This is a genomic window from Cryobacterium arcticum (assembly GCF_003185895.1).
Classification (GTDB): domain Bacteria; phylum Actinomycetota; class Actinomycetes; order Actinomycetales; family Microbacteriaceae; genus Cryobacterium; species Cryobacterium arcticum.
Genome location: NZ_QHLY01000012.1, coordinates 373,568 through 394,986, shown reverse-complemented (window position 1 = coordinate 394,986; position 21,419 = coordinate 373,568). Strand labels below are relative to the sequence as shown.

At 68.5% G+C, this 21,419-nt stretch carries 22 protein-coding genes; 11 read left to right on the top strand and 11 right to left on the bottom strand.

What is annotated here, in order from left to right; genetic code table 11:
- Positions 1-35: 35 nt before the first annotated feature.
- Together CTB96_RS11515 and CTB96_RS11510 are read left to right on the top strand one after the other, a co-directional pair.
- Entirely contained in the window at positions 36-884 is an 849-nt protein-coding gene (locus CTB96_RS11515; RefSeq protein WP_110127046.1) for an FAD binding domain-containing protein, read from the top strand.
- Positions 881-3,787 carry a molybdopterin-dependent oxidoreductase gene (locus tag CTB96_RS11510; protein ID WP_110127045.1) on the top strand — a complete coding sequence of 969 codons (2,907 nt, stop codon included), beginning with the start codon at positions 881-883 and terminating at the stop codon, positions 3,785-3,787. The genes CTB96_RS11515 and CTB96_RS11510 overlap by 4 nt, the downstream gene beginning before the upstream one ends.
- Here CTB96_RS11510 and CTB96_RS11505 read toward each other — a convergent pair.
- From CTB96_RS11505 to CTB96_RS11475, 7 genes are all read right to left on the bottom strand, one after another.
- A complete protein-coding gene (locus CTB96_RS11505; RefSeq protein ID WP_110127044.1) occupies positions 3,784-4,206 on the bottom strand; it encodes an MmcQ/YjbR family DNA-binding protein in 423 nt (140 codons plus the stop codon). The two genes, CTB96_RS11510 and CTB96_RS11505, sit on opposite strands and share 4 nt — an antisense overlap.
- Complete coding sequence (locus CTB96_RS11500; RefSeq protein WP_110127043.1) at positions 4,203-4,685, bottom strand: DUF7144 family membrane protein; 483 nt, start codon at positions 4,683-4,685, stop codon at positions 4,203-4,205. The genes CTB96_RS11505 and CTB96_RS11500 overlap by 4 nt, the downstream gene beginning before the upstream one ends.
- A gap of 123 nt (positions 4,686-4,808) precedes the next feature.
- On the bottom strand, positions 4,809-5,945 hold the full coding sequence (locus tag CTB96_RS11495; RefSeq protein WP_110127042.1) for an XdhC family protein: 1,137 nt from the start codon (positions 5,943-5,945) through the stop codon (positions 4,809-4,811).
- Positions 5,946-5,947: 2 nt separating this feature from the next.
- Complete coding sequence (locus CTB96_RS11490; protein WP_110127041.1) at positions 5,948-6,829, bottom strand: ABC transporter permease; 882 nt, start codon at positions 6,827-6,829, stop codon at positions 5,948-5,950.
- A complete protein-coding gene (locus CTB96_RS11485) occupies positions 6,826-7,629 on the bottom strand; it encodes an ABC transporter permease (protein ID WP_110127040.1) in 804 nt (267 codons plus the stop codon). Before CTB96_RS11485 ends, CTB96_RS11490 begins: the two co-directional genes overlap by 4 nt.
- Positions 7,629-8,447, bottom strand: coding sequence for an ABC transporter ATP-binding protein (locus tag CTB96_RS11480; RefSeq protein WP_427846503.1), 819 nt, complete (start codon positions 8,445-8,447; stop codon positions 7,629-7,631). Before CTB96_RS11480 ends, CTB96_RS11485 begins: the two co-directional genes overlap by 1 nt.
- A 134-nt stretch (positions 8,448-8,581) precedes the next feature.
- Positions 8,582-9,670 carry an ABC transporter substrate-binding protein gene (locus tag CTB96_RS11475; RefSeq protein ID WP_110127038.1) on the bottom strand — a complete coding sequence of 363 codons (1,089 nt, stop codon included), beginning with the start codon at positions 9,668-9,670 and terminating at the stop codon, positions 8,582-8,584.
- Positions 9,671-9,981: 311 nt separating this feature from the next.
- Between CTB96_RS11475 and add the strand changes: the two genes are divergently transcribed.
- The 4 genes from add (at position 9,982) to CTB96_RS11455 (ending at position 14,953) form a co-directional block, all read left to right on the top strand.
- Positions 9,982-11,013, top strand: coding sequence for an adenosine deaminase (gene add, locus CTB96_RS11470; protein ID WP_110127037.1), 1,032 nt, complete (start codon positions 9,982-9,984; stop codon positions 11,011-11,013).
- Positions 11,014-11,165: 152 nt separating this feature from the next.
- Positions 11,166-12,512 (top strand): allantoinase AllB, encoded by a 1,347-nt coding sequence (gene allB / locus CTB96_RS11465; protein WP_110127036.1) that lies wholly within the window; start codon positions 11,166-11,168, stop codon positions 12,510-12,512.
- Positions 12,513-12,578: 66 nt separating this feature from the next.
- Entirely contained in the window at positions 12,579-13,487 is a 909-nt protein-coding gene (gene pucL, locus CTB96_RS11460; protein WP_110127035.1) for a factor-independent urate hydroxylase, read from the top strand.
- Positions 13,488-13,489: 2 nt separating this feature from the next.
- Positions 13,490-14,953 carry an amidohydrolase family protein gene (locus CTB96_RS11455; protein ID WP_248283346.1) on the top strand — a complete coding sequence of 488 codons (1,464 nt, stop codon included), beginning with the start codon at positions 13,490-13,492 and terminating at the stop codon, positions 14,951-14,953.
- Positions 14,954-15,014: 61 nt separating this feature from the next.
- Here the strand turns inward: CTB96_RS11455 and CTB96_RS11450 are convergent, their stop codons facing one another.
- Positions 15,015-15,530 (bottom strand): DinB family protein, encoded by a 516-nt coding sequence (locus tag CTB96_RS11450; protein ID WP_110127034.1) that lies wholly within the window; start codon positions 15,528-15,530, stop codon positions 15,015-15,017.
- A 39-nt stretch (positions 15,531-15,569) separates the two neighbouring features.
- A complete protein-coding gene (locus CTB96_RS11445; RefSeq protein WP_110127033.1) occupies positions 15,570-16,079 on the bottom strand; it encodes a GNAT family N-acetyltransferase in 510 nt (169 codons plus the stop codon).
- 104 nt (positions 16,080-16,183) lie between these two features.
- Between CTB96_RS11445 and CTB96_RS11440 the strand changes: the two genes are divergently transcribed.
- The 4 genes from CTB96_RS11440 (at position 16,184) to CTB96_RS11425 (ending at position 19,772) form a co-directional block, all read left to right on the top strand.
- Complete coding sequence (locus tag CTB96_RS11440) at positions 16,184-16,681, top strand: bleomycin resistance protein (RefSeq protein WP_110127032.1); 498 nt, start codon at positions 16,184-16,186, stop codon at positions 16,679-16,681.
- Between the two features lie 10 nt (positions 16,682-16,691).
- Positions 16,692-17,417 (top strand): SOS response-associated peptidase, encoded by a 726-nt coding sequence (locus CTB96_RS11435; RefSeq protein WP_110127031.1) that lies wholly within the window; start codon positions 16,692-16,694, stop codon positions 17,415-17,417.
- A 114-nt stretch (positions 17,418-17,531) separates the two neighbouring features.
- A complete protein-coding gene (locus CTB96_RS11430) occupies positions 17,532-19,064 on the top strand; it encodes an HNH endonuclease signature motif containing protein (protein WP_110127030.1) in 1,533 nt (510 codons plus the stop codon).
- Between the two features lie 171 nt (positions 19,065-19,235).
- On the top strand, positions 19,236-19,772 hold the full coding sequence (locus tag CTB96_RS11425; RefSeq protein WP_110127029.1) for a hypothetical protein: 537 nt from the start codon (positions 19,236-19,238) through the stop codon (positions 19,770-19,772).
- Positions 19,773-19,797: 25 nt separating this feature from the next.
- Here the strand turns inward: CTB96_RS11425 and uraH are convergent, their stop codons facing one another.
- Together uraH and uraD are read right to left on the bottom strand one after the other, a co-directional pair.
- A complete protein-coding gene (gene uraH, locus CTB96_RS11420; protein WP_110127028.1) occupies positions 19,798-20,142 on the bottom strand; it encodes a hydroxyisourate hydrolase in 345 nt (114 codons plus the stop codon).
- A complete protein-coding gene (gene uraD / locus CTB96_RS11415; protein WP_110127027.1) occupies positions 20,139-20,684 on the bottom strand; it encodes a 2-oxo-4-hydroxy-4-carboxy-5-ureidoimidazoline decarboxylase in 546 nt (181 codons plus the stop codon). Before uraD ends, uraH begins: the two co-directional genes overlap by 4 nt.
- Positions 20,685-20,759: 75 nt before the next feature.
- On the opposite strand from uraD, the gene CTB96_RS11410 reads away from it, so the two are divergent.
- Complete coding sequence (locus tag CTB96_RS11410; RefSeq protein ID WP_110127026.1) at positions 20,760-21,392, top strand: nucleotidyltransferase family protein; 633 nt, start codon at positions 20,760-20,762, stop codon at positions 21,390-21,392.
- Positions 21,393-21,419: the final 27 nt, after the last annotated feature.

Below are 21,419 nucleotides of genomic sequence, written 5' to 3'. Positions count from 1 at the left end.
CGGCTGCCCTGGCAGCCTCGACGAAGGAGGCATCGATGGATCTGACCACCGTTGCGACCATCACGCCGGCCCATACCCGGGCTGACCTCGCCGCGCTCGGCCCAGCGATTGTTCCGCTCGCCGGCGGCTCCGAGCTCTTCGCCGACCCCCGCATCCACCTCACCGGCCTGGTCGACCTGCAGACAATGCTCTGGCCGCCCCTCACCGTCTCCGCCGACGGCCTCGAGATCGCCGCCACCTGCACCCTCGCCGACCTCGCCGCCCTGCCCACCCAGCCCGGCTGGGCCGCCCACCCGGTGTTTCACCAGGCCTGCACCGCCCTGTTCGGCTCGTTCAAGGTCTGGAACGTCGCCACCGTCGGCGGCAACCTGTGCACCTCCCTGCCCGCCGGTCCGATGATCTGCCTCACCGCCGCACTCGACGCCCAGCTGCTCATCTGGCGCGCCGACGGTAGCGACCATTGGATGCCCGCCGTCGACTTCGTGACCGGCAACACCACCAATGTGCTCGCCCCCGGCGACGTGCTCAGGTCGATCCACGTGCCGGCCTCGACGCTGGAGGCCCGCACCGCGTACCGCAAGATCGCACTCTCGCCCCTCGGCCGCTCCGGCGCCGTGCTGATCGGCCGGCTCGACGTCGACGGAGTCTTCGTTCTCACTGTGACCGGTGGCACCGTGCGCCCGGTGCAGCTGCGGTACCCGGCCGTGCCCGACGCCGTCGACCTGGCCGCCGACATCGCCGCCATCGACGCCTGGTTCAGCGATGCGCACGGCGCCGCCGACTGGCGCCGCGCGGTGAGCGGGCTTCTCGGCGAGGAGATCCGGCAGGAGCTGGCCGGACCCAGGAACGAAGCCGGCAACGACCAGGGCGGGAGCCGCGCATGAAGCTGAGCGTGAACGGACAACCGCTGGACGCCCCGGCCGCTGCCGGCCAGGTGCTGCGCACCTACCTGCGCGCCAACGAGCACTTCGAGGTCAAGAAGGGCTGTGACACCGGCGACTGCGGCGCGTGCTCCGTGCTCGTCGACGGCACCCCGGTGCACTCCTGCATCTACCCTGCCTACCGCGCCGAGAACCGAAAGGTCACCACGGCGACCGGTATCGGCAGCCCGGAGAACCTCGCCCCGATCCAGCAGCGCTTCATCGATGCCGCCGGATTCCAGTGCGGATTCTGCACGCCGGGCATGATCGTGACGGCGTCCACCCTCCAGGAGCACCAGTTGCACGACCTGCCCCGGCTGCTCAAGGGCAACCTCTGCCGCTGCACCGGCTACCGGGCCATCGACGACGCCATCCGCGACCGGCACACCCCGGCCGACGGCGGCTGTGGGAACGAACACGAACACCCCGAACCCGGCGACGACGGGCATGACCACGGGCATGGCAACGCCCATGACCATGCGGCCCACCAGCACACGCCGGCTGCCGCACCCGTCACCGGCCTCGGCCCGCTCCGGTCCACCAAGCCCCGCACCGCCCGCACCTCCGCCACCGACGGTCAGGTCGGCGGCTCCTTGCGCGCGCCCGCCGCCGCCCGGGTGGTGAGCGGTCAGGAACCGTACACGCTCGACGTGGCCGTGCCTGGGCTGCTGCACCTCGCCGTGCTGCGGAGCCCGCACGCCCACGCCCGGGTGCTCTCCATCGATGCCACCGCTGCCCGCGCCCTGCCCGGGGTGCACGCTGTGCTCAGCTCAGCCGACTCCCCCGGCACGCTGTACTCCTCGGCCCGGCACGAGAGCCGCCTCGACGACCCCGACGACAGCCTGGTCTTCGACACCGTGATGCGCCATCGCGGACAGCGGGTCGCCGCCGTCGTGGCCGATTCAGTCGGCATCGCCGAGCACGCCTGCCGCCTGCTCGACGTGCAGTACGAGGAACTACCGGCGGTCTTCGATCCCGACGAAGCCCGCCAGCCCGGCGCCCCGCTCGTGCACGGCGACAAGGACGCCACCACCAGCCGGCTCGCCGACCCCTCCCGCAACCTGGTCGCCGAGCTGCACGGCGAATACGGCGACCTCGCCGCGGGTCTCGCCGCCGCCGACACCGTGGTCACCGGCACCTGGCAGACCCAGCGCATCGCGCACACCCAGCTTGAAACCCACGCCACCATCGGCTGGCTGGAGAACGAGCGGCTCGTCCTGCGCACCAGCTCACAGGTGCCGTTCCTGGTGCAGAAGGAGATCAGCCGCATCTTCGACCTGCCCCTCGACACCGTGCGCGTGTTCACCACGCGGGTCGGCGGCGGCTTCGGCGGCAAGCAGGAGATCCTGACCGAGGACGTGGTCACCCTGGCCGTGCTCGCCACCGGGCGTCCGGTGCAGTACGAATTCACCCGAACCGACGAACTCGCCGCCTCTCCCGCCCGGCACCCCATGCGAGTCGGCGTCACCCTCGGCGCCACCAGCGACGGCCGCCTCACCGCCCTGGCCGTCGATGTGCTCTCCGACACCGGTTCCTATGGCAACCACGGGCCCGGCGTCATGTTCCACGGCACCAGCGAATCCGTGGCGCTGTACAACGTGCCCAACAAGCGGGTGGATGCGCAGGCCGTGTACACGAACAACCCGCCGTCCGGCGCCTTCCGCGGCTACGGCCTCGGGCAGGTGATCTACGGCATCGAGAGCGCCCTCGACGAACTCGCCGTGAAGCTCGGCATGAACCCGTTCGACCTGCGCCGGCTGAACTCGGTGCGGCCCGGCGACCCGATCGTGGTCACCCACGAGGAGGGCGACGATATCGGTTTCGCCAGCTACGGCCTCGACCAGTGCCTCGACCTCGCCCAGGCGGCCCTGGCCCGCGGCAACGGTGTCACCGCCCCCGCCGGCCCCGAATGGCGGGTCGGCGAGGGCATGGCGTCGTCGATGATCGCCACCATCCCGCCCCGCGGCCACTACTCCGAGGCGTCGATCACCCTCACGCCCGACCACCGCTACACCGTGCGGGTGGGCACGGCCGAGTTCGGCAACGGCACCACCACCGTGCACACCCAGATCGCGGCGACGGCGTTGAACACCGGCCCCGACCGCATCACGATCCTGCAGTCCGACACTGACGCCAGCCAGTACGACACCGGCGCGTTCGGTTCGGCCGGCGTGGTCGTGGCCGGCAAGGCCGTGCACGGCGCCGCGCTCAGCCTGGCCGAGCAGCTGCGCGGCAGAGCCGCGATCCGCTCCGGCCTGGCTGCGGACTCATTCAGCCTCGAAGCAGAGGGTCTCCGCTCCGGCGACCTGTTCCTGCCCCTGGCCGACCTGGTCGATCCCGCCGACGGCGATCCCGCCGGTGGTACGGCCGGCCTCACTGCCGTGGGCCGCGAGAACGGCGGTCAGCGTTCACTGGCCTTCAACGTGCACGCCTTCCGGGTCGCGGTGAACACGGCCACCGGTGAGGTGCGGATGCTGCAGTCGATCCAGAGCGCGGACGCCGGCTTCGTGATGAACCCCGAGCAGTGCCGCGGCCAGATCGAGGGCGGCACGGCGCAAGCCATCGGCACCGCGCTGTACGAGGAACTCATTCTCGACGGCGCCGGAACCGTTGAGACCCGGGTGCTGCGCAACTACCACGTGCCGCAGCTGGCCGACCTGCCGGTGACCGAGGTGTACTTCGCAAACACCGCCGACCACCTGGGGCCATACGGCGCCAAGTCCATGAGCGAGTCGCCGTACAACCCGGTGGCACCCGCGCTGGCCAACGCCGTGCGCGACGCCATCGGCATCCGCTCCTACGAACTGCCGATGTCGCGCGACCGGCTGTGGCGCCTGATGAATGTGGTGAACGCGGTCAGGGGCTAACCCTCGAGGCCGAGCCGCACCCGCTTCGGCAGGGACGCCACCACGATGGCGTGCGATTCGGCGATCAGTTCTTGCACATGGCCACCAGGCACGGTGCCGTTCAGGCGCACGGTCACCCAGTGCTTCTTGGCCATGTGGTACCCGGGGTCGATGCCGGCAACGCTCCGGATGAGCCGGGGCACGTTTTCGGGCAGGGCCTTCACGGTGATGGAGACCGTCGGTTCGGACAGGCCCCGATGAACCGGGGTGTTGTCGATGGCGAAGACCTTGCCGTGCACCTTGAACACCCGGGCCTCGGGGCCGAAGGGATAGGTCTCTTCGGCCCCGTTGAGGCCCAGGAGGAACTCGGTCAGAGCGACCGCCGTCAGCGGTTCTGTCAGCGATTCCGCAGCGCCAACGTCGGGAAGCCGGTCAGTCATTCCTCGACACTACTGGCCCGACCCTGACTCGCCGTCATCGGCTTCATCTCCTTGCCGTGCATGGTCACCGCGTAGATCACCAGAACGTCGATGGCGATCATGGTGATAGACCAGAGCGGGTAGGCGCCGAGGAATGCGATGTTCACCAGGGCACTGCCGAAGGCCAGGATGATCGCAACGACGCGGGCCCACATCTGCCCGGCGAGCAGGGCGATGCCCGCGAGAATCACCACGGCGCCCAGGATCGTGTGCACCCAGCCCCAGGTCGTGTAGTCGACCTGCACCACCAGTCCCTCCTGGCCGACGAGGTAGTAGGTGTCCTGGAAGAGCGCGACCAGGCCCTGGATGACGTGGAACGCGCCCATCATCAGCATCATGACGCCGGCGAAGACGATCCAGCCGGTCCAGCCGGAGGTGCCGTAGTTGTCCATATTTTCGGCACCGGTCGCGGTGCCCGTTGCCTGCCGTGTGGTGGTCATTGTGGTTCCTCCCATTCAGTGGACTCGACGAGCACGCTAATGCGGCGGCTCGCCTGTTTCGTCCCCCGAAGAGGGTGAGGGCGAGAGGAAAATCCCGGTCAGCCCCGAGCAGGCCTGCCTCGGTTACGGCGAGGGGTGGATCGGGCCCGGCTTGCTGCGAAGCGGCGACCCGGACGCGCCGGAGCGGGCCACGAGCACCTCGGCGAGGATCGACACCGCGGTCTCCTCCGGGCTGCTCGCGCCGAGGTCCAGGCCGATCGGCGAGTGCAACCTGTCCAGTGCGTCGGCGGAGACACCCGCCTCGCGCAGCCGTGACATCCGTCGCTCGTGCGTGCGCCTGGACCCCATCGCGCCCACATAGGCGACGTCGAGGTTCAGGGCCGTGGTCAGCAGCGGCAGGTCGAACTTCTCGTCGTGGGTGAGCACGCACACGATAGTGCGGGCATCGGTCTCGGTGCGGGCGAGATAGTCGCTCGGCCACTCGACCACGACCTCCGCCGCGGTCGGGAACCGTTCGGCGGTGGCGAACACTGCTCGAGCATCGCAAACGGTCACCCGGTAGCCGAGCAGCGACGCCGCGGCCGAGAGCGCGCTGGCGAAGTCCACCGCGCCGAAGATCAGGCAGCGCGGCGGGGTCGAGGCCACCAGGTAGAGCACCCGACTGGTCGCCCCGTCGCAGTCGACGGTGCCCACCACACTTCGGCCGCTGGTGATGCCGGCGCGCAACGCGGCCCGGATGCGTCGCACGGCGTCGGCGTCCAGGCCGGCCGTTGTCTCCGGGTCGGCGCCGTTCTCGGAGCCGTCGGCGTCCCCGGGGCCGTCCTCCGGCACCACCATGAGTCCCGCCCCGGTGCCGGCGACCACCAGCGCGATCCCGGCGGCCTCGCCGGCGGCGGCTCGCTCCAACTGGGCACGCACCGCGGCCGGCAGGGTGTTACGCTCCCCCGCCGGCGCGAACTCGGCCAGGAACACCTCGACCGTGCCACCACAGCTCAGTCCTACCGCGAAGGCGTCGTCGTCGCTGACTCCGAATTCGGTCAGTTGAGGGCGCCCGGTCTCGAGCACCTCCTGGGCGCTCTCGTAGATCGCGCCCTCCACACAACCGCCGGAAATGCTGCCGATCACGGCACCGGCATCCGTCACGGCCATCGCCGTGCCGAGGGTGCGCGGCGCGCTGCCGAGCACCCGGGTGACCGTTGCGATCGCGACCCGGTGCCCGTGCGCGAGGGCGTCGAGCACCGGACCGGCGATCTCGAGCACGGTTAGCTGCCTGCGCTCTGGTCCATGCCCATACGGCGCAGCACCAGGTTCTCGGCGAACTGCGCCAGACCGTAGAGCACCATCGACACGATCGTGATGACGACCACCGACGACCAGACCTCGAAGTTCTTCACCTGCGACACGGCAACGACGATGCCGTAGCCCAGGCCCTGGCCGGTGGCCAGCCATTCGGCCAGCAGGGCGCCGGTGATGGCGCCGGGAATGGAGATCTTGATCGCCGCGAAGAACGACGGCAGCGAGCTGGGCAACGCCACCTTGCGAAGCGCGGTGAACGGGGTGCCGCCGTACACGGCGATGACATCGCTCACCTGCGGAGATGCGGAGCGCAGGCCGAAGGCGATGTTCACCAGGGCGGGGAAGAGCACCACGATGGCGCCGGTGACCACGGCGATCGACGGGCCGCGACCGGTGATCAGGATGAGCACCGGCACGAACGCCACCAGCGGCACGCTGCGCAGCAACAGGGCGATGGGCATCAGGGCGTGCTCGATGCCCTTGGACAGGGTGAACAGGGTGGCCAGCACCAGGGCGAGCACCATGCCGGCGACGAAGCCGAGGAACGCGTCGGTGAGCGTGACACCCAGGTTGGTGAGGATCAAGGCCCGGTTCTCGGCCGCTTCCGGCACCGTGAACAGCCAGTTGAAGACATCCAGCGGGCCCTTGGCGATGAACGGTGACACACCCAGGAGCAGGATCAGGCCCTGCCAGGCGGCGAGCACGATCACCAGGGTGAGCACGCCTGTGCCCAGCGCCCGGCCGATGTAGGCGCCGACGCCCCGAGCCTGCGCACCGGTGCTCTTGGTGACCACGGTCGGCCGGTTGCCGGAGAGGGTGGGCTTGTCCGAGACCGTCTGCGTGCTCATGAGCTGCTCCGTCCGGTGGTCCAAGGGGTGGCGAAGCGTGAGATCACGGCGAACAACAGGTAGCCGATGCCGGCCAGCAGGCCCGCGACCAGGGCGAGGCTCCACACCCGTTCCACGTTCGCGGCGTTGCCGGCGGCGAGCATGGCCAGGCCGAGCCCGCGTTCGGCACCACCGAGGTACTCGCCGAGGATAGCGCCGAGCAGCGCCGCCGGGGCGGCGATCTGCAGGGCGTTCAGCACGCTGGGCAGGCCGGCGATGAGCCGAACCTTGCGCAGCTGGGTGAACTTGGTGCCGCCGTAGACGGTGACCAGGTCGAGGCTGGCCTTGTCGGCCGCCTTCAAGCCCACCAGGGATCCGACCACGGTGGTGAAGAACACCGACAGGGCGGCGAGGAACACCGCGGTGCCGGACGGGTCGCCGCGGGGCGGGCCGATCACGATGTAGGCGATCGGGCCGATGGCCACGATCGGCACGCAGTAAGTGATCACGGCGACTTGCAGCGCGATCTTCTCGATGCGCGGCACGATCAGCACCAGGCCGGCGAGCAGCAGCGCCAGGCCGTTGCCCCAGAGGAAGCCGATGGCGGCTTCGCTGAGGGTCATGGTGATGTGCGGCCAATAGAAGCCGAAGCCGTCATTGATGAACTGGGAGACCACTTCGGCCGGGGTGGGGATGGCGCCGCCGGGCACCGACCCGGAGTTTTGGAAGATCGTGAGCGCGCTGATCCACCAGAGCGCCACGACGACGGCAACGCCGAGCAGGCCGGTCGCCCAGCCGGGCAGGCCACGGGTGACGGGCATCAGTGTGCTCCGCTGGTGGCCGGGGTGTCGGCGCCGAAGAGCAGTTCGGAGGCGCGGTCGTGCAGCGCGTGGAATTCGGGGGTGCGCATCATCTCGGGCAGCCGCGGACGCGGCAGGTCGATTTCGATGACCTCCTTGACCCGGCCGGGCCGGGGGCTCATCACGGCCACCTGGTCGGAGAGGAAGATCGCCTCGGAGATGCCGTGCGTGACCATCAGGGTGGTGGCGGGCTTCTCGGTCCAGATGCGCAGCAGTTCCACGTTGAGTCGCTGGCGGGTCATGTCGTCGAGGGCGCCGAAGGGTTCGTCGAGCAGCAGCACAGAGGGCTTGAGCACGAGCGACCGGGCGATCGACACACGCTGGCGCATGCCGCCGGAGAGCTGGGCGGGCTTGGCCTTCTCGAAGCCCGTGAGGCCGACGAGCTGGATCAATTCGGTGACATAGTCTTCGTCGACGGGCATCCGGGCGACCTCGAAGGGAAGCTTGATGTTACTGCGCACGCTGCGCCAGGGCAGCAGGGCGGAGTCCTGGAAGGCGATGCCGAGTTCGTGGCCGCTGCGGAGCTCCGCGGGGCTCTTGCCGTCGACCCTGGTCGTGCCGCTGGTCGGGTTCTCCAGGCCGGCGAGGATGCGCAGGATGGTGGACTTGCCACAACCGGAGGGGCCGAGCAGGGAGAGGAAGCTGCCCTTGTCGGTGTGCAGGTTCGCGTTGTCGAGGGCTACCACCTCCTTGCGGCCGACCGAGAAGGTCTTGTGCAGCCCTGAGATGTGCAGACCGGTTCCCGGGGCGGTTTCGGTGGCGGGAAGACCGGTGTCGATCGTGCTCACGTCGTACATTCCTTACTGGGCGTCGTCGGGTGCCGATACATCAGTATCGCCGACGGCACCCGCCTCGAGTGAGACGGGTGCCGCCGGCGTACCGCATGCTGGAGCGACTTGCGGGTGGAGCTGGATTACTTGCTGTAGGCGACGAGGTCGGGGTTCTCCTCGTAGACCTCGTCGAGCAGCGTGGTGTCGAACAGCGTGTCGGCGTCGATGTCGATGCCGGCGGCCTCCAGGGTGGCGATGGACTCCGCCTTGAGGTCGTCGCTGATCGTGAAGAGGCCGTTGGCCTCGGTGTCAGCACTCACGACGAGGTCGGTGGCCTGGATCTCCGCCTGGCGGGTTTCCTTCTCCATGGTCAGGCCCAGGTCCTTGCCGTAGGTGTCCACCGTGAGGGTGGCGGCAGCGGTGGGGTCGTTGATCGCGTCGGACCAGCCCTTGATCTCGGCGACCAGCAGGGCCTTGAGCATTTCGCGGTCGTTGGCGATCGCGTCGTCGGAGGCGGTGAAGGTCTCGGCGACGAACGGCAGGCCGTTGTCGGCCAGCGGCAGGTTGACCGGGTCGAGACCGGCCAGCTCGGCGTCGATCGACTCGTTGGTCAGGTAGGCGAACCAGCCGTCGACCTCACCGTTGAAGAGGGGGGTCGGGTCGTATTCGACCGGAACGACGGTGATCGTGGACGGGTCGATGTCGTTGATCTTGAGGAACGCATCCCAGAGGCTCTGGTTGCTGGCCTGCACACCGATGGTCTTGCCCGCGAGGTCGTCGAGGGTGGCGATGTTGCCGACGCCGGCCAGCGAGAGGATGGTGAACGGGTTCTTCTGGTACGTCGCGCCGATGATCTTCAGCGGTGCGCCCTCTTCGGCGATGACGGTGCCGGTGGAGATGGCGTTGCCGATGCCGAGGTCGACGTTGCCGGAGATGACGCCGGCTTCAGCCGATGCCGGACCGGGGATGAGGTCGACGGAGTCGAAGCCCGCGTCGGTGAAGTAACCGGCGTCGTCGGCGACGAACTCGCCCATGAACTCGGTGTTCTTGATCCAGGACAGCTGGATGCTGGCGTCACCGAACGAGGCGGCCTCAGCCGAGTCGTCCGAGGAGGAGCCGGCATCGCTGGCGCAGGAGGAGAGGACAAGGGTCAGGGCTGCGGCGGCGGCGATGCCGGTGCCGATGCGCTTCACTGATCGACGATTGAACGGGGAAAGTGGGGCTTGCGTCATGACGCGGTCCTCTCGGTGGTGCTCGGGGGTTGCCGTGGAACTCAACGGCGTGCTGGGGCGGATTGCCTGTTTGTGAATGTGATGTCGTGCTGTGGTGATGCTGGTGTGATTGCGGTGTTTCACGACGCCACATCCGCTGCAACAAACGTTCGGATGACTCGAACACTAATTGCTGTGTGTGACGCGGCGAAGACCGAAACATTTCCGGTTCATTACGGCCGAAAAGCCGTGCTGAAACGCGAGATTCTCCCCGGATGATCCGAAAACCCTGGCGTGATAGCGTCACGGGGTCCACCCTGAAAGGAACCCCAATGTCTTCAGCTATCGTACCGACCCCGGCGTTCGTCTCCGGCCTGCCCAAGGCGGAACTGCACTTGCACCTCGAGGGGACGCTGGAGCCGGAGCTCAAGCTGGCGCTCGCTCGCCGCAATGGGGTGGACATCGGCCAGACCACCGTGGAGCAGGTCAAGGCCACTTACGAGTTCGATTCGCTGGCGAGCTTTCTCGGGGTCTACTACCCGGCGGTGAATGTCCTGGTGGAGGAAGAGGACTTCTATGACCTCGCCACGGCGTACTTCGTTCGGGCAGCAGCCGACGGGGTGCGCCGGGTGGAGGCGTTCTTCGACCCGCAGGCGCACACCTCCAGGGGGGTGCCGATCGAGAAGGTGATCGTGGGCTACCACCGGGCCGCCGTCGACGCCGGAGCGTTGGGCGTCTCCGCCGAACTAATCCTCTGCTTCCTGCGCGACTTCTCGGCCGAGAGCGCCCTGGCCACCCTCACGGAGGCGCTGCCGTACGCCGACAGGTTCATCGGTGTGGGCCTGGACTCCGACGAACGGGACAACCCGCCGACGAAGTTCGCCGACGTCTTCGCGCTGGCGCGGGCGAACGGCCTCAAGCTCACCATGCACTGCGACATCGACCAGGTCGGCAGTATCGAGAACATCCGCCAGGTACTCGAAGACATCCAGGTTGACCGCATCGACCACGGCACGAACATCGTGGAGAACCCGGAGCTGGTGGCCCTGGTGCGCGAGCGCCGCCTGGGACTCACCTGCTGCCCGGTCTCGAACAGCTTCGTCACCGCGGACATGAAGGCCGCCGAGATGGTGGCGCTGCTGAAGTTCGGGGTGCTCGTGACGGTCAACTCGGACGACCCGGCGTACTTCGGCGCCTACGTCGCCGACAATTACTCGGCGTTGGCCGAGAAGGCGGGCCTCGACACCGACGAACTGGTGCTGTTGGCCAAGAACTCGTTCGAAGCGAGCTGGCTGCCCACGAACGAGAAGCAGGCCTTCCTCCACGCGATCGACGAGTACGTCGCGGGTTATTCAGCCGAGTAGCCTCCAGCGGCGAATGGTGTTTCATCCGCCTCGATCGTGTGTGTCCGACAGATTTCCGAACCCCGGAACGAGCCAGGAACGACTTCACTAGGGTGACAGGAAGGCAGTCAGAACCCGCTGCGATTAGCCACAGAATCCGACAGGAGAACCCGATGCACGACCTGGTTATCCGCTCGGCCCGAGTGCTCACCGCGCGAGGGTTCGGCGCCGCCGCGATCGCGATCTCCGACGGTGTGATAACGACGATCGAACCGGTGGATGCTGTGTTGCCGGCCCGCACTGACATCACCCTGCCCGCCGGCCAGGTGCTGCAGCCCGGCGTGGTCGACACCCACGTGCACGTGAACGAGCCCGGCCGCACCGACTGGGAGGGCTTCGCGAGTGCGACCCTCGCGGCCGCGGCGGGCGGTGTCACCACGATCATCGACATGCCACTGAACAGCATCCCGCCCACCACGACGGTGGCGGCGCTCGACCTCAAACGCCAGGCCGCCGCGCCCCAGGCCACGGTCAACGTGGGTTTCTGGGGCGGGGCGATCCCCGCTAACCTCGGTGCCCTGCAGCCGCTGCACGAGGCCGGCGTGTTCGGTTTCAAGGCGTTCCTCTCTCCCTCCGGCGTCGACGAGTTCCCGCACCTCTCCCCCGCCGAGCTCGAGACGGCCGCGGTCGAGATCGCCGGGTTCGGTGGCCTGCTCGTGGTGCACGCCGAAGACCCGGCTGTGCTGGATCGTTCCGAGAACGCCGGCGGCACGGCCTACGCCGACTTCGTGGCCAGCCGGCCCGATGAGGCCGAGGATGCCGCCATCGCCCGGGTGATCGACGTGGTGCGTCGCACCGGCGTGCGCGCGCACATCCTGCACCTCTCGTCCGCCACGGTGCTGCCGCGGCTGGCCGCCGCCCGGGCGGAGGGGCTGCCGATCACGGTGGAGACCTGCCCGCACTACCTGAGCTTCGCCGCCGAAGCCATCGCCGACGGCGCCACGGCGTTCAAATGCTGCCCGCCGATCCGGGATGAGGGCAACCGGGAGCTGCTCTGGCAGGGACTGGAGAACGGCGTGATCGATTTCATCGCCTCCGACCACTCACCGGCCACTCGCGAGCTCAAGCTCGGCCACGGCGGCGACTTCGGCCTGGCCTGGGGCGGCATCTCCGGGTTGCAGCTGAGCCTGCCGGCGGTGTGGACCGCTGCCAGGGATCGTGGCCTGCCGCTGGACCGGGTGCTGGCCTGGATGACCACGGCTACAGCCCGGTTCGCCGGCCTGGACTCCGGCGCGATCACGGTCGGCGCCGCGGCCGACCTGGTGGCCTTCGCGCCCGATGAGACCTTCACCGTGAGCGTGGACGCCCTGCGGCACAAGAACCGGGTGAGCGCCTTCGACGGCGCCACCCTGTTCGGCCGGGTGCACACCACCTGGTTGGCCGGAGCCGTGATTTTTGCGGCCGACGCGACCGGCGCATCCGCCCGGCCGCCGGCGGGCCAACTGCTGCGCGCCCGCTGACTTTCTCGTACGACCCGAACTGCGCACGACCCGAAGCACGCACCACCCGGACCATAAGGAGCACCCATGTCGATAGTTCTCGGACCCAACCGCTACGGCAAGGCGGAGAACCGCATCGTGCGCATCTACCGCGACACTCCTCGCCACGAGATCCACGACATCAGCGTCTCCACCGCCCTGCACGGCGACTTCGCCGACGCCCACCTGGTCGGCGACCAGCTGCAGGTGCTGCCCACCGACACCCAGAAGCAGACCGCGTACTCCTTCGCCAAGGAGAAGGGCCTGCTCTCGATCGAGAGTTACGGCCTCGACCTCGCCACCCACTTCGTCGACCACATCGACTCGGTCGCCGGCTCCCGGGTCGAGATCGAGGAATTCGCCTGGGAACGGGTGGTGGTCGACGGCACCGAGCACGACCACACCTGGGTGCGCCGCGGCCAGGAGGTGCGCACCGCAGCCATCTCGGTCGAGGGCACCGGAGACACCCAGCAGATCTGGGTGGTCGGCGGCCTCAAAGACCTGATCCTGCTCAAGTCCACCGGTTCGGAGTTCGCAGGCTTCATGCAGGACCCGTACACGCTGCTGCAGCCCACCAACGATCGCGTGATGGCCACCTCGCTCACCGCCGGCTGGCGCTTCACCGATCACACCGATGTCGACTGGGAGGCTGCCTACGCCGGCATCGCGGCGATCCTCAAGACCCAGTTCGCCGTGGTGCACTCCCTCGCGCTGCAGCAGACGCTCTACAAGATGGGTGAGGCGGTGCTCGAGGCCTACCCCAACATCGCGGAGATCCGGCTGTCCGCCCCCAACAAGCACCACTTCCTCTACGACCTCTCGCCGTTCGGCGTGGAGAACAACAACGAGGTCTACCACGCCGCTGACCGGCCCTACGGGCTCATCCAGGCCACTGTCATGCACGACGACGCATCGGATGCCGGCCCAGCGTGGGACTCCTACACCGGGCTGGTCTGAGAGTGACCAACGATCCCGGCCGGGCGGGATCACCCGGCGCCGGTTCGCTCGGCTCCGGGTCCCTGGGCCACGTCTACCTCGGTCACGTGTTCCACGTCGCCGGCTCGCCCACCCTGGCCGAAGCCCCTGCGCACCTGGTGTCGCTGCCGCAGGGTGCCCTGGTCACCGCCGGCGACGGCACCATCGCCTGGGTCGGCCGCGCCGCCGACCTGCCCGCCGGCTTCGCCTCCCTGACCGTCACCGACACCCGCGGCGGGTTCATCCTGCCCGGCTTCGTCGACACCCACGTGCACTTTCCGCAGACGTACTCCACCGATGCCTACGGCGGTGGCCAGTTGCTCGAGTGGCTGGACAACTGTGTGTTCCCGGCCGAGTCCCGGCTGAAGGACGACGGCTTCGCCGCCGCGATCGCCCGCGACTTCACCCGCCGCCGCACCGCTGCCGGTACCACCAGCGCCCTGGTGTTCGGCTCGGCGTTCCCGCACGCCCAGGACGCACTGTTCGCCGAGTCGGAGCGGGCCGGGCTGCGCCTGGTCAGCGGGCGCGGCATCCAGACCGTCGGCCCGGAATCGGCCAGCGCGCTGATCACCTCGGAAGGACAGGCCCTCGACCTGGTCAGCGACGAGATCTCCCGGTGGCACGCCCGCGACACCGGCGACGCCCGCACGGCGCTGCTGCAGGTGGCCGTTGTGCCCCGGTTCAGTCTCTCGGTGACCCCGCACACCCTCGCGGCGCTCGGCGAGCTCTACGACGGGGTACGCGGCGACGGGGTCTACTTCCACAGCCACCTGAACGAGAACAACCGGCCCGAGACGGGCGAGATCGACGTGGTGAAGGCGATCTACCAGGTCGACCATTACCTCGATACCTATGACGGCAAGTTCCTACCGGGCTCAGCGGTGGGCGGATCGAGCCTGCTCGGCCGGCGCAGCATCCTGGCGCACGCCGTGCACTGCGAAGACGACGAGCTGGCCCGGCTGGCCGAGACCGGGTCGTCGATCGCGCACTGCCCCACCTCGCAGCAGTTCCTGGGCTCCGGCACGATGCCGTGGACCCGCACCACCGGCTTCGGCGTGAACGTGGCGCTGGGCTCCGACATCGGCGCGGGTGACGAATGGCTGATGAGCCGGGTGCTCAACGACTGCTTCAAGGTGCACCTGTCCGAACCCGGTGACGCCGGCCTGTCGATCAGCCCGGCCGAGCTGCTGTTCACCGCCACCCTGGCCGGTGCCAGAGCGCTGGACATGGAGGAGCGTTACGGCAACCTCGATGTGGGTAAGGACGCCGACTTCCTGCTCATCGAACCCGACAAGTGGGAGCCGCTCGCGGCGGTACTGGCCAACGGCATCCGTGCCGACGACGACGCCATGGCCACCGACCAGACCCTGTTCGCCCTGCTGATGGCCCTCCGCCAGCCGGCGATCACGGGCGTCTTCGTGCGCGGCCGCCGCGTCACGGCCCCCTAGCTCCTCCGCACCTGTTGCCGAAACGGACTACAGCTACTCGCCGCCAGCTACTCGCCGACGGTTACTCGCCGGTGGTGCCGTCGATGGCCTCGCGGATCAGGTCGGCGTGGCCGCAGTGCCGGGCGGTCTCCTCGATCAGGTGCAGCAGCAGCCAGCGCAGGTTCCAGCGTTCGCCGTCCCGTCCCGGCGTCACCACCAGGTCGTCGAGGCTGCGCCCGGCCGTGGCACGGCGGGTGCGCTCGCAGGCCGCCTGGTACAACTCACGCAGCTCTTCGGGGTCGTCCAGTGCGGCGCTGCTGAACTCCCAGTCGCGATCCTCGTGCCACGGCGCGCTCCCCCACGGCTCGAGCTCGTCGTCGGAGCGACCGAGGAACCGGGACTGGATCCAGCGGTCCTCCACGTAGGCGAGGTGTTTGAGCAGCCCGGCCAGGGTGAGGGTCGACGGCGGCAGCGCGGTGTTGAAGCCGGTGTGGTCGAGGCCTTCGGTCTTTCGCAGCAGGGTGGCCCGCTGATAATCCAGGAACTGGTTCAGCGCGGTGTGCTCATCGGTGGCGGGCTCGGGGTCGAGACGGGTCATGGGTTCAGCCTGTCACACCGCATCCCGGCGGTCGCGAGATCAGGATTCCGGCATCGCCTGCAACAAGCGGTCGGACGAGGCGAAACCCGCTCGCGTGTAGGCGGTGATGGCACCTGGGGTCGAGTGCACTGTCACCCGTTCCAGGCCCAGACCGAAGGCTCGACGGAGAACAGCGTCGAGCATCCGCCCACCGACGCCTGAGCCGCGCTCAGTCGGCGTCACGTAGACGCTCTGCACGTCTCCGGATGCGCGAACCAGCGCCCGCGCACTCGGCACCCTGGGCACCACGGCCAGCCAGGCCATGCCGATCACGGTCGCACCACGTCGGGCAACAGTGCAGGAGTGCGACCCGGCGTGCTGTGCCGCCCAGTCGGTGAGGATCTCGACGAACTCGTCGTACGGAACGACCGGTGTGCCCTCGTTCTCCAGCACCCACCGCCACCGAAGTTCAGCGACGGCGGCCAGGTCGCTCGCAGTAGCGGTGTCGATAGTGATCGGGCCCGTGGCCGCGTCGCTCGTGGTTCCATTGCTCGTGGTCGCATCGCTCATGGCCCTAGTGTGGGGCAAAGTGCCCCCGCCGAGCCAGGGCGATGAGGCCATCCGCCGGCATCTCCCCGAATCCTCCCCCGCCACGCGCCGCCATACTGGGAGGCATGACAGCATCGGGCGACGCCACCACTCCGCAGCCCGATTCGGTGTTCTTTCCCGACCTGGTGCCGGAGCTCCTGGTCACCGACCTGGCCGCGAGCCTCGACTTCTGGGTCGGGCTCTGCGGCTTCACGGTGCTCTACGACCGGCCGAACGAGGGCTTCGCCTACCTGCATGCCGGCACCGCGCACCTCATGCTCGAGCAGGTCGGGATCGGCCGCAACTGGGTGCCGGCCCAGCTGGAGCGGCCGCTGGGTCGCGGCATCAATTTCCAGGTAGCCGTGCCCGACATCGCGCCCCTGCTCGAGCGTCTGGAGACCGCGGAGTGGCCGCTCTTCATGGCCGCCGAAACCAAGTCGTACGAGACCGGGAAGACCCGTGCCGGTGTCGCCCAGTTTCTGGTGCAGGATCCGGATGGCTACCTGGTGCGCTTCTCCAGCCGGCTCGGCGCCACCGCCGCCCGCCTGCGGGATCCGGGTGACTCTCGTGCGGTGACGGAGTAATCTCGGCCACATGTGCGGCAGATTTGCAATGAACGAAGACGTTGACGACCTCATTCAGGAGTTCGTGGCGGCGGGCGGTCGAGCCAACGATTGGCGGCCGAGTTACAGCGTCGCGCCGACCGACTCGGCCCCCATCGTGCGGGAGTACCAACCCACCGACGCGGACGAGCCCACGCGTGAGGTGACCCTGGCGAAGTGGGACTGGCCCCAGCCCACCGGGCAGCCCCGGCGCGGGCCGATCATCAACGCCCGCATCGAGAAGCTCGACCAGCGGTTCTGGGTGGGCGCGTTCTCCAACGCCCGCTGCATCGTGCCGATGCTCGGCTACTACGAATGGACCGGCGAGAAGGGCGCCAAACAGCCGCACTTCATCCACGGTGACGGCCTGCTGGCCGCGGCGGGAGTGAGCTGGGCGTCGAAGGATGCCGACGGCGAGTGGTCGCGGGTCTTCGCGGTCATCACCCGGGAGGCTCGGGACGCATCCGGTGAGGTGCACGACCGGATGCCGGCCTTCCTCGAGCCCGACACCTGGTCGACCTGGTTGAACCCGCAGTCGATCACCACAGAGAATCCTGCCGAGTCGGCGGCCAAGCGCACCGCCTTGATGGAGCTGCTCGACCGCACGTCGACAGCGGTCGCGGGCACGATGCGCACCCGGCTGGTGGACCGGCGGGTGAACAGTGTGCGGGCGATCGACCCGCAGGATGCGACGCTGATCAACCCTCTCGCCGGCTAGGACATTGCCGCAGGGTCACTCTCCCTCCCCTCCACAAGTGGCCACATCCAGAACCTTTCCACACCCCTTTTTCCAGGGGGCTGGAGTGTCGGTGGTGGGTGCGATTATGAACGCATGAGCAGCCCCGCAGAGCAGTTCCCGCCCGACCCGGATGATCCGGGTCACGACGCCCGCGCGCAGCCTCACGATCGCACGGGCGGACCCACACCCCGCCCGAATTCCAGCCAGGATGCCGGCGCGCACGCGCAGACCCGCCGACGCCGCCGCACCCTTCAGGAACAGGCCCGGGCGACCTTGGCTGCAAAGGTCGCGAAGGCCCAGAAAGCCCACCGGAGCATCGCGAAAGCGAATGCGAAGCGGGCTCGCGCTCTCGCTGATCTGCAAGAGTGGAGCAGCGACCCGGTGAACGCGAAACTGCTCAACCGTGACTACGCACTCCACGAGGCTCGGGGCCCTGTTCTCACCGACGCGCAGTCGAGCCCGCGAAAGGTAGCGGCCTGGGAAGACCAAGAGATCGCCCGCCGCACTGTGACCAGCGAGGTCGCCTGCGCCCTGCACCTGGCCGATCGGACCGCGGAGGGACTGGTCGGGGAATCGTCGATGTTCGCCGGTCCGATGAAAGCGACCCTCACGGCGATGAGTCAGGGTGAGATCAGTTACCGGCACGGGCAGGTGATGATGGAGCAGCTCAGCTTCATCTCACTCGACGAAGCGGCCGAGCTGGAAGCAGAGTTGTTGCCCGCGGCGAAGGACCTCACCGTGGGCAAGCTGAAGGCAAAGGCCCGGCGGCTGCGAGAGCATCGGCACCCGGAAACCCTCACTACCCGCGCCACCGCCGCCGTGGCCGAGCGGGGAGTGTGGTGGGAGGGCCGGCCCGATGGCATGGGCACTCTCACCTGGTACGGCACTGCCACACAAACCCAAGCCGCGCACGACAGGCTCACCCGCATTGCCCAAGCCACCCAGGACGCCGAGCGCCAGGACGACAGCATCTCGGAGGAACAGCGCCGCACGATCAACCAGATCTGCGCCGACGCGATGGCCGACCTGATTCTGGACGGAGTCACTCCGTCCGGCACCGGCGGCGGTATCCGCGGGCAGGTGATGGTCACCGTCCCGGTACTCACCGCGATGGGCATCAGTGAGGAACCTGGCTTGCTCGAAGGCTATGGGCCGATCCCCGCCGATATGGCCCGGGAGATCACCGGCGGAGCACCCAGCCTCACCCGCCTGCTCACCCACCCGGAAACCGGTGCGGTGCTGTCCGTCGGGAAGGAGCACTACACCGTCCCCGCCGACCTACGCCGCTGGTTACGGCTGAGAGACGGCACCTGCCGATTTCCCGGCTGCACCCGGCCCGCCTCCCGCAGCGAGATTGACCACACCACAGCCTGGGAGCACGGCGGGCCGACCGACTATGACAACCTCGCGCATTTGTGCGGCCCGCACCACCGGCTTAAACACCAAACCCTGTGGTCGGTCGTGCAGGAACCGGGCGGGGTGATGGTCTGGACCTCCCCGTCCGGCGCCATCCACCGAACCTGTCCCGAAACCATTCTCGGACCACCAGCCACGCGGCCGCCCAAGCCCACACCACGCGCACCAGTTGCGGTGGATGACGGTTCCAAGGACCCGCCCCCGTTCTAGAAACCGGCAGGGCTCGACGCCAATGGAGGCCGGACGCTAGGTTGGCACTACGTGTTGGCAGCACCTTTCCGCGAGGGATCAACTTTTTCCGTCACGGATCACGGCACTCCTGCCGCTGAGTCAGCTCGTGTCTCTGCTTGCTTATTCGCGCCGCTCGATAGATCGGACACCATGCCTGCACAGCTCACCGCCCGCACGATGCTCTGGATCGGCGTCATCCTCACAGCCGTCAGCGTGCTCTGTCAGGCGGCACTTGATTTCGTCTTCCGGTCGGCTGGCATGGACGTCATGACTGCGATGCTGGACAGCTGGTGGTATTCGCTGTATCCGTTCGTCCCCACAGTGCTTCTCCCGCTGGGAACACTGCTCATCGCTGCCTTTTTCGTCGCGAATGCCGTTGAACGGAACGTGACTCTCGTGACGACGCCACTGCGCCGCCGCGCGATCCCGGCGGCGGGGCTGTTCTGGTCGGGTGTGGTTCTCATCGTTTTGGGCATCCTGGTGCAGTCGTCCTATCAGGACTGGTTGACCGACCTGACTGCGCAAGGGCGCACCAGCATCGCCTTGGATGGGTTGAACCTGGTGGTGGTTCCGCTGCGGATGGTGCTCATTCCGCTGGGCATTGCGTTGCTGCCGGCGTCCGTCCTGGTGAAAAAAGTCCAGTCCGTCCGGTCCCCTCAACTACCGGCCGTTCCCGTCGCAGACTGACGACGACGGCAGCGAGACGAACGGCTCAGCTACCGCGGTAGGTGGAGTAGGCGAACGGGCTGAGCAGCAGTGGCACGTGATAGTGCGCGGCCTCGTCATCCAACTCAAAGACGATGGTCACGTGCGGGTAGAAGGTCGCTTGGTCGCGCGCGGCGAAATAGCTGCCGGTGTCGAAGGTCACACGGTAGCGTCCGGCGGGCAGGGCCTCGGGGCCGAGGTCGGAGATCCGGCCGTCGGCATCCGTGTCGCCCGCGGCCAGTTCACGCCAGCCGCCGGTCACGCGCTGCTCCAGAACGACGGCGACTTTCACCGCAGGACGCCCGGTGACACTGTCGAGGACGTGGGTGGTGATGTGGCTGCGGGTACTCATCGGGGGTCTTCCTGGGCGGGCTGTTCGGGAGGAGCGGCTGCAACATCATCGTCGTGCCACTGGGTTGCGAGCACGCCCAGACGGAGCAGGGCGATATCGCGCAGTTCCGATCCTACGATGTCCGCCTCGGTCTCGTCGTCTAGCTCGAGCCGGCGGGTGAGCTCGCCCAGAATCTCCCGACGGCTGCGACCGGCGGCCCGGATCAGGAAAACCCGGTCGAATCGCTCCTCGTAGCGACGATTTCCGTCGGCGATCGCTGCCGCCAACTCGGCATCATTCGCGTCAACAGAGTTCTGCTCCGTACGTGAAAAGCCGGCCGCCTGCGAGCTGCCCTGCGGCTTCTCACCGATTCGCGGATGCTCCGCCATCGCCTGGTCGATCTCGGCCCTTCTCAGCGGCGTGGCGGACTGCCGGGCGGCGTCGAGCAGCTCCGTCGCCGACCCGAACGGAGCGCGCCCGGCCACATCGTCGACCCAGCGCGGAACGGCCAGGCAGGCGGCTAGAGCGGCGCGCAGCTCGTTCCCGACGGGAATCGTGGTCATGGGTTCCTCCTGGTGGGTTGGGCTGAGAAAAGCGGCGCGCAGTCGAACTTAACAGCACCCCGTACGATGTCTGGCATGACGAGCGACGACAGCACCCGGGTGGCTGGCCTTGTCCTGGCCGCGGGCGCCGGCAGTCGGTACGGCACACCGAAAGCGCTGGTCGTCGACGATGCCGGCGAGTCGTGGCTGGTACGCGCCGCACTCGCTCTCGAGGATGCGGGCTGCGACCCGGTGCTGGTGGTGCTGGGAGCCGCGGGTGACGAGGCCGAACGCCTGTTGCGTGCCTCCGCCGCCCGGTTCGCCCGGCCGCACCGGCAGCTGACCGTGCACGCCGAACGGTGGGCAGACGGGCTGTCGGCGTCACTCGAAGCCGGCCTGCACCGCCTGAGCGAGATGGACGCGGTCGTCGCGGTCGCCCTGGTGCCGGTAGACGTGCCCGATCTCACCGCCGCGACCGTGACCCGCGTGCTCGGCAGCACGGCCGCCGATGCCGCGGTGGGTCCGGTCGATGCGGACTCGCTCCGCCAGGCGCACTTCGGCAGCCGGCCCGGGCATCCGGTGGTCATCGGCCGCTCGCACTGGGCGCCGCTGACGGCGAGCCTGGGCGGCGACACGGGCGCGAGGCCGTACCTGCTGGCGCACAACGTGACCGCCGTGGCCTGCGACGACCTCGGCACGGGACTCGACGTCGATCTGCCCCCGGCATAACCCGCGCCGTCTTCGTTCCACAATCCA

Bases quoted from the DNA above. Each gene is read 5' to 3' on its own strand.
- CTB96_RS11510 (WP_110127045.1), top strand. From the start codon at position 881: ATGAAGCTGAGCGTGAACGGACAACCGCTGGACGCCCCGGCCGCTGCC.
- allB (WP_110127036.1), top strand. From the start codon at position 11,166: ATGCACGACCTGGTTATCCGCTCGGCCCGAGTGCTCACCGCGCGAGGG.
- CTB96_RS11500 (WP_110127043.1), bottom strand. From the start codon at position 4,685: ATGACCACCACACGGCAGGCAACGGGCACCGCGACCGGTGCCGAAAAT.
- CTB96_RS11450 (WP_110127034.1), bottom strand. From the start codon at position 15,530: ATGACCCGTCTCGACCCCGAGCCCGCCACCGATGAGCACACCGCGCTG.
- CTB96_RS11515 (WP_110127046.1), top strand. From the start codon at position 36: ATGGATCTGACCACCGTTGCGACCATCACGCCGGCCCATACCCGGGCT.
- CTB96_RS11485 (WP_110127040.1), bottom strand. From the start codon at position 7,629: ATGCCCGTCACCCGTGGCCTGCCCGGCTGGGCGACCGGCCTGCTCGGC.
- CTB96_RS11505 (WP_110127044.1), bottom strand. From the start codon at position 4,206: ATGACTGACCGGCTTCCCGACGTTGGCGCTGCGGAATCGCTGACAGAA.
- uraD (WP_110127027.1), bottom strand. From the start codon at position 20,684: ATGACCACGATTCCCGTCGGGAACGAGCTGCGCGCCGCTCTAGCCGCC.
- add (WP_110127037.1), top strand. From the start codon at position 9,982: ATGTCTTCAGCTATCGTACCGACCCCGGCGTTCGTCTCCGGCCTGCCC.
- CTB96_RS11425 (WP_110127029.1), top strand. From the start codon at position 19,236: ATGCCTGCACAGCTCACCGCCCGCACGATGCTCTGGATCGGCGTCATC.
- CTB96_RS11445 (WP_110127033.1), bottom strand. From the start codon at position 16,079: ATGAGCGATGCGACCACGAGCAATGGAACCACGAGCGACGCGGCCACG.
- CTB96_RS11440 (WP_110127032.1), top strand. From the start codon at position 16,184: ATGACAGCATCGGGCGACGCCACCACTCCGCAGCCCGATTCGGTGTTC.
- uraH (WP_110127028.1), bottom strand. From the start codon at position 20,142: ATGAGTACCCGCAGCCACATCACCACCCACGTCCTCGACAGTGTCACC.
- pucL (WP_110127035.1), top strand. From the start codon at position 12,579: ATGTCGATAGTTCTCGGACCCAACCGCTACGGCAAGGCGGAGAACCGC.
- CTB96_RS11475 (WP_110127038.1), bottom strand. From the start codon at position 9,670: ATGACGCAAGCCCCACTTTCCCCGTTCAATCGTCGATCAGTGAAGCGC.
- CTB96_RS11435 (WP_110127031.1), top strand. From the start codon at position 16,692: ATGTGCGGCAGATTTGCAATGAACGAAGACGTTGACGACCTCATTCAG.
- CTB96_RS11490 (WP_110127041.1), bottom strand. From the start codon at position 6,829: ATGAGCACGCAGACGGTCTCGGACAAGCCCACCCTCTCCGGCAACCGG.
- CTB96_RS11430 (WP_110127030.1), top strand. From the start codon at position 17,532: ATGAGCAGCCCCGCAGAGCAGTTCCCGCCCGACCCGGATGATCCGGGT.
- CTB96_RS11410 (WP_110127026.1), top strand. From the start codon at position 20,760: ATGACGAGCGACGACAGCACCCGGGTGGCTGGCCTTGTCCTGGCCGCG.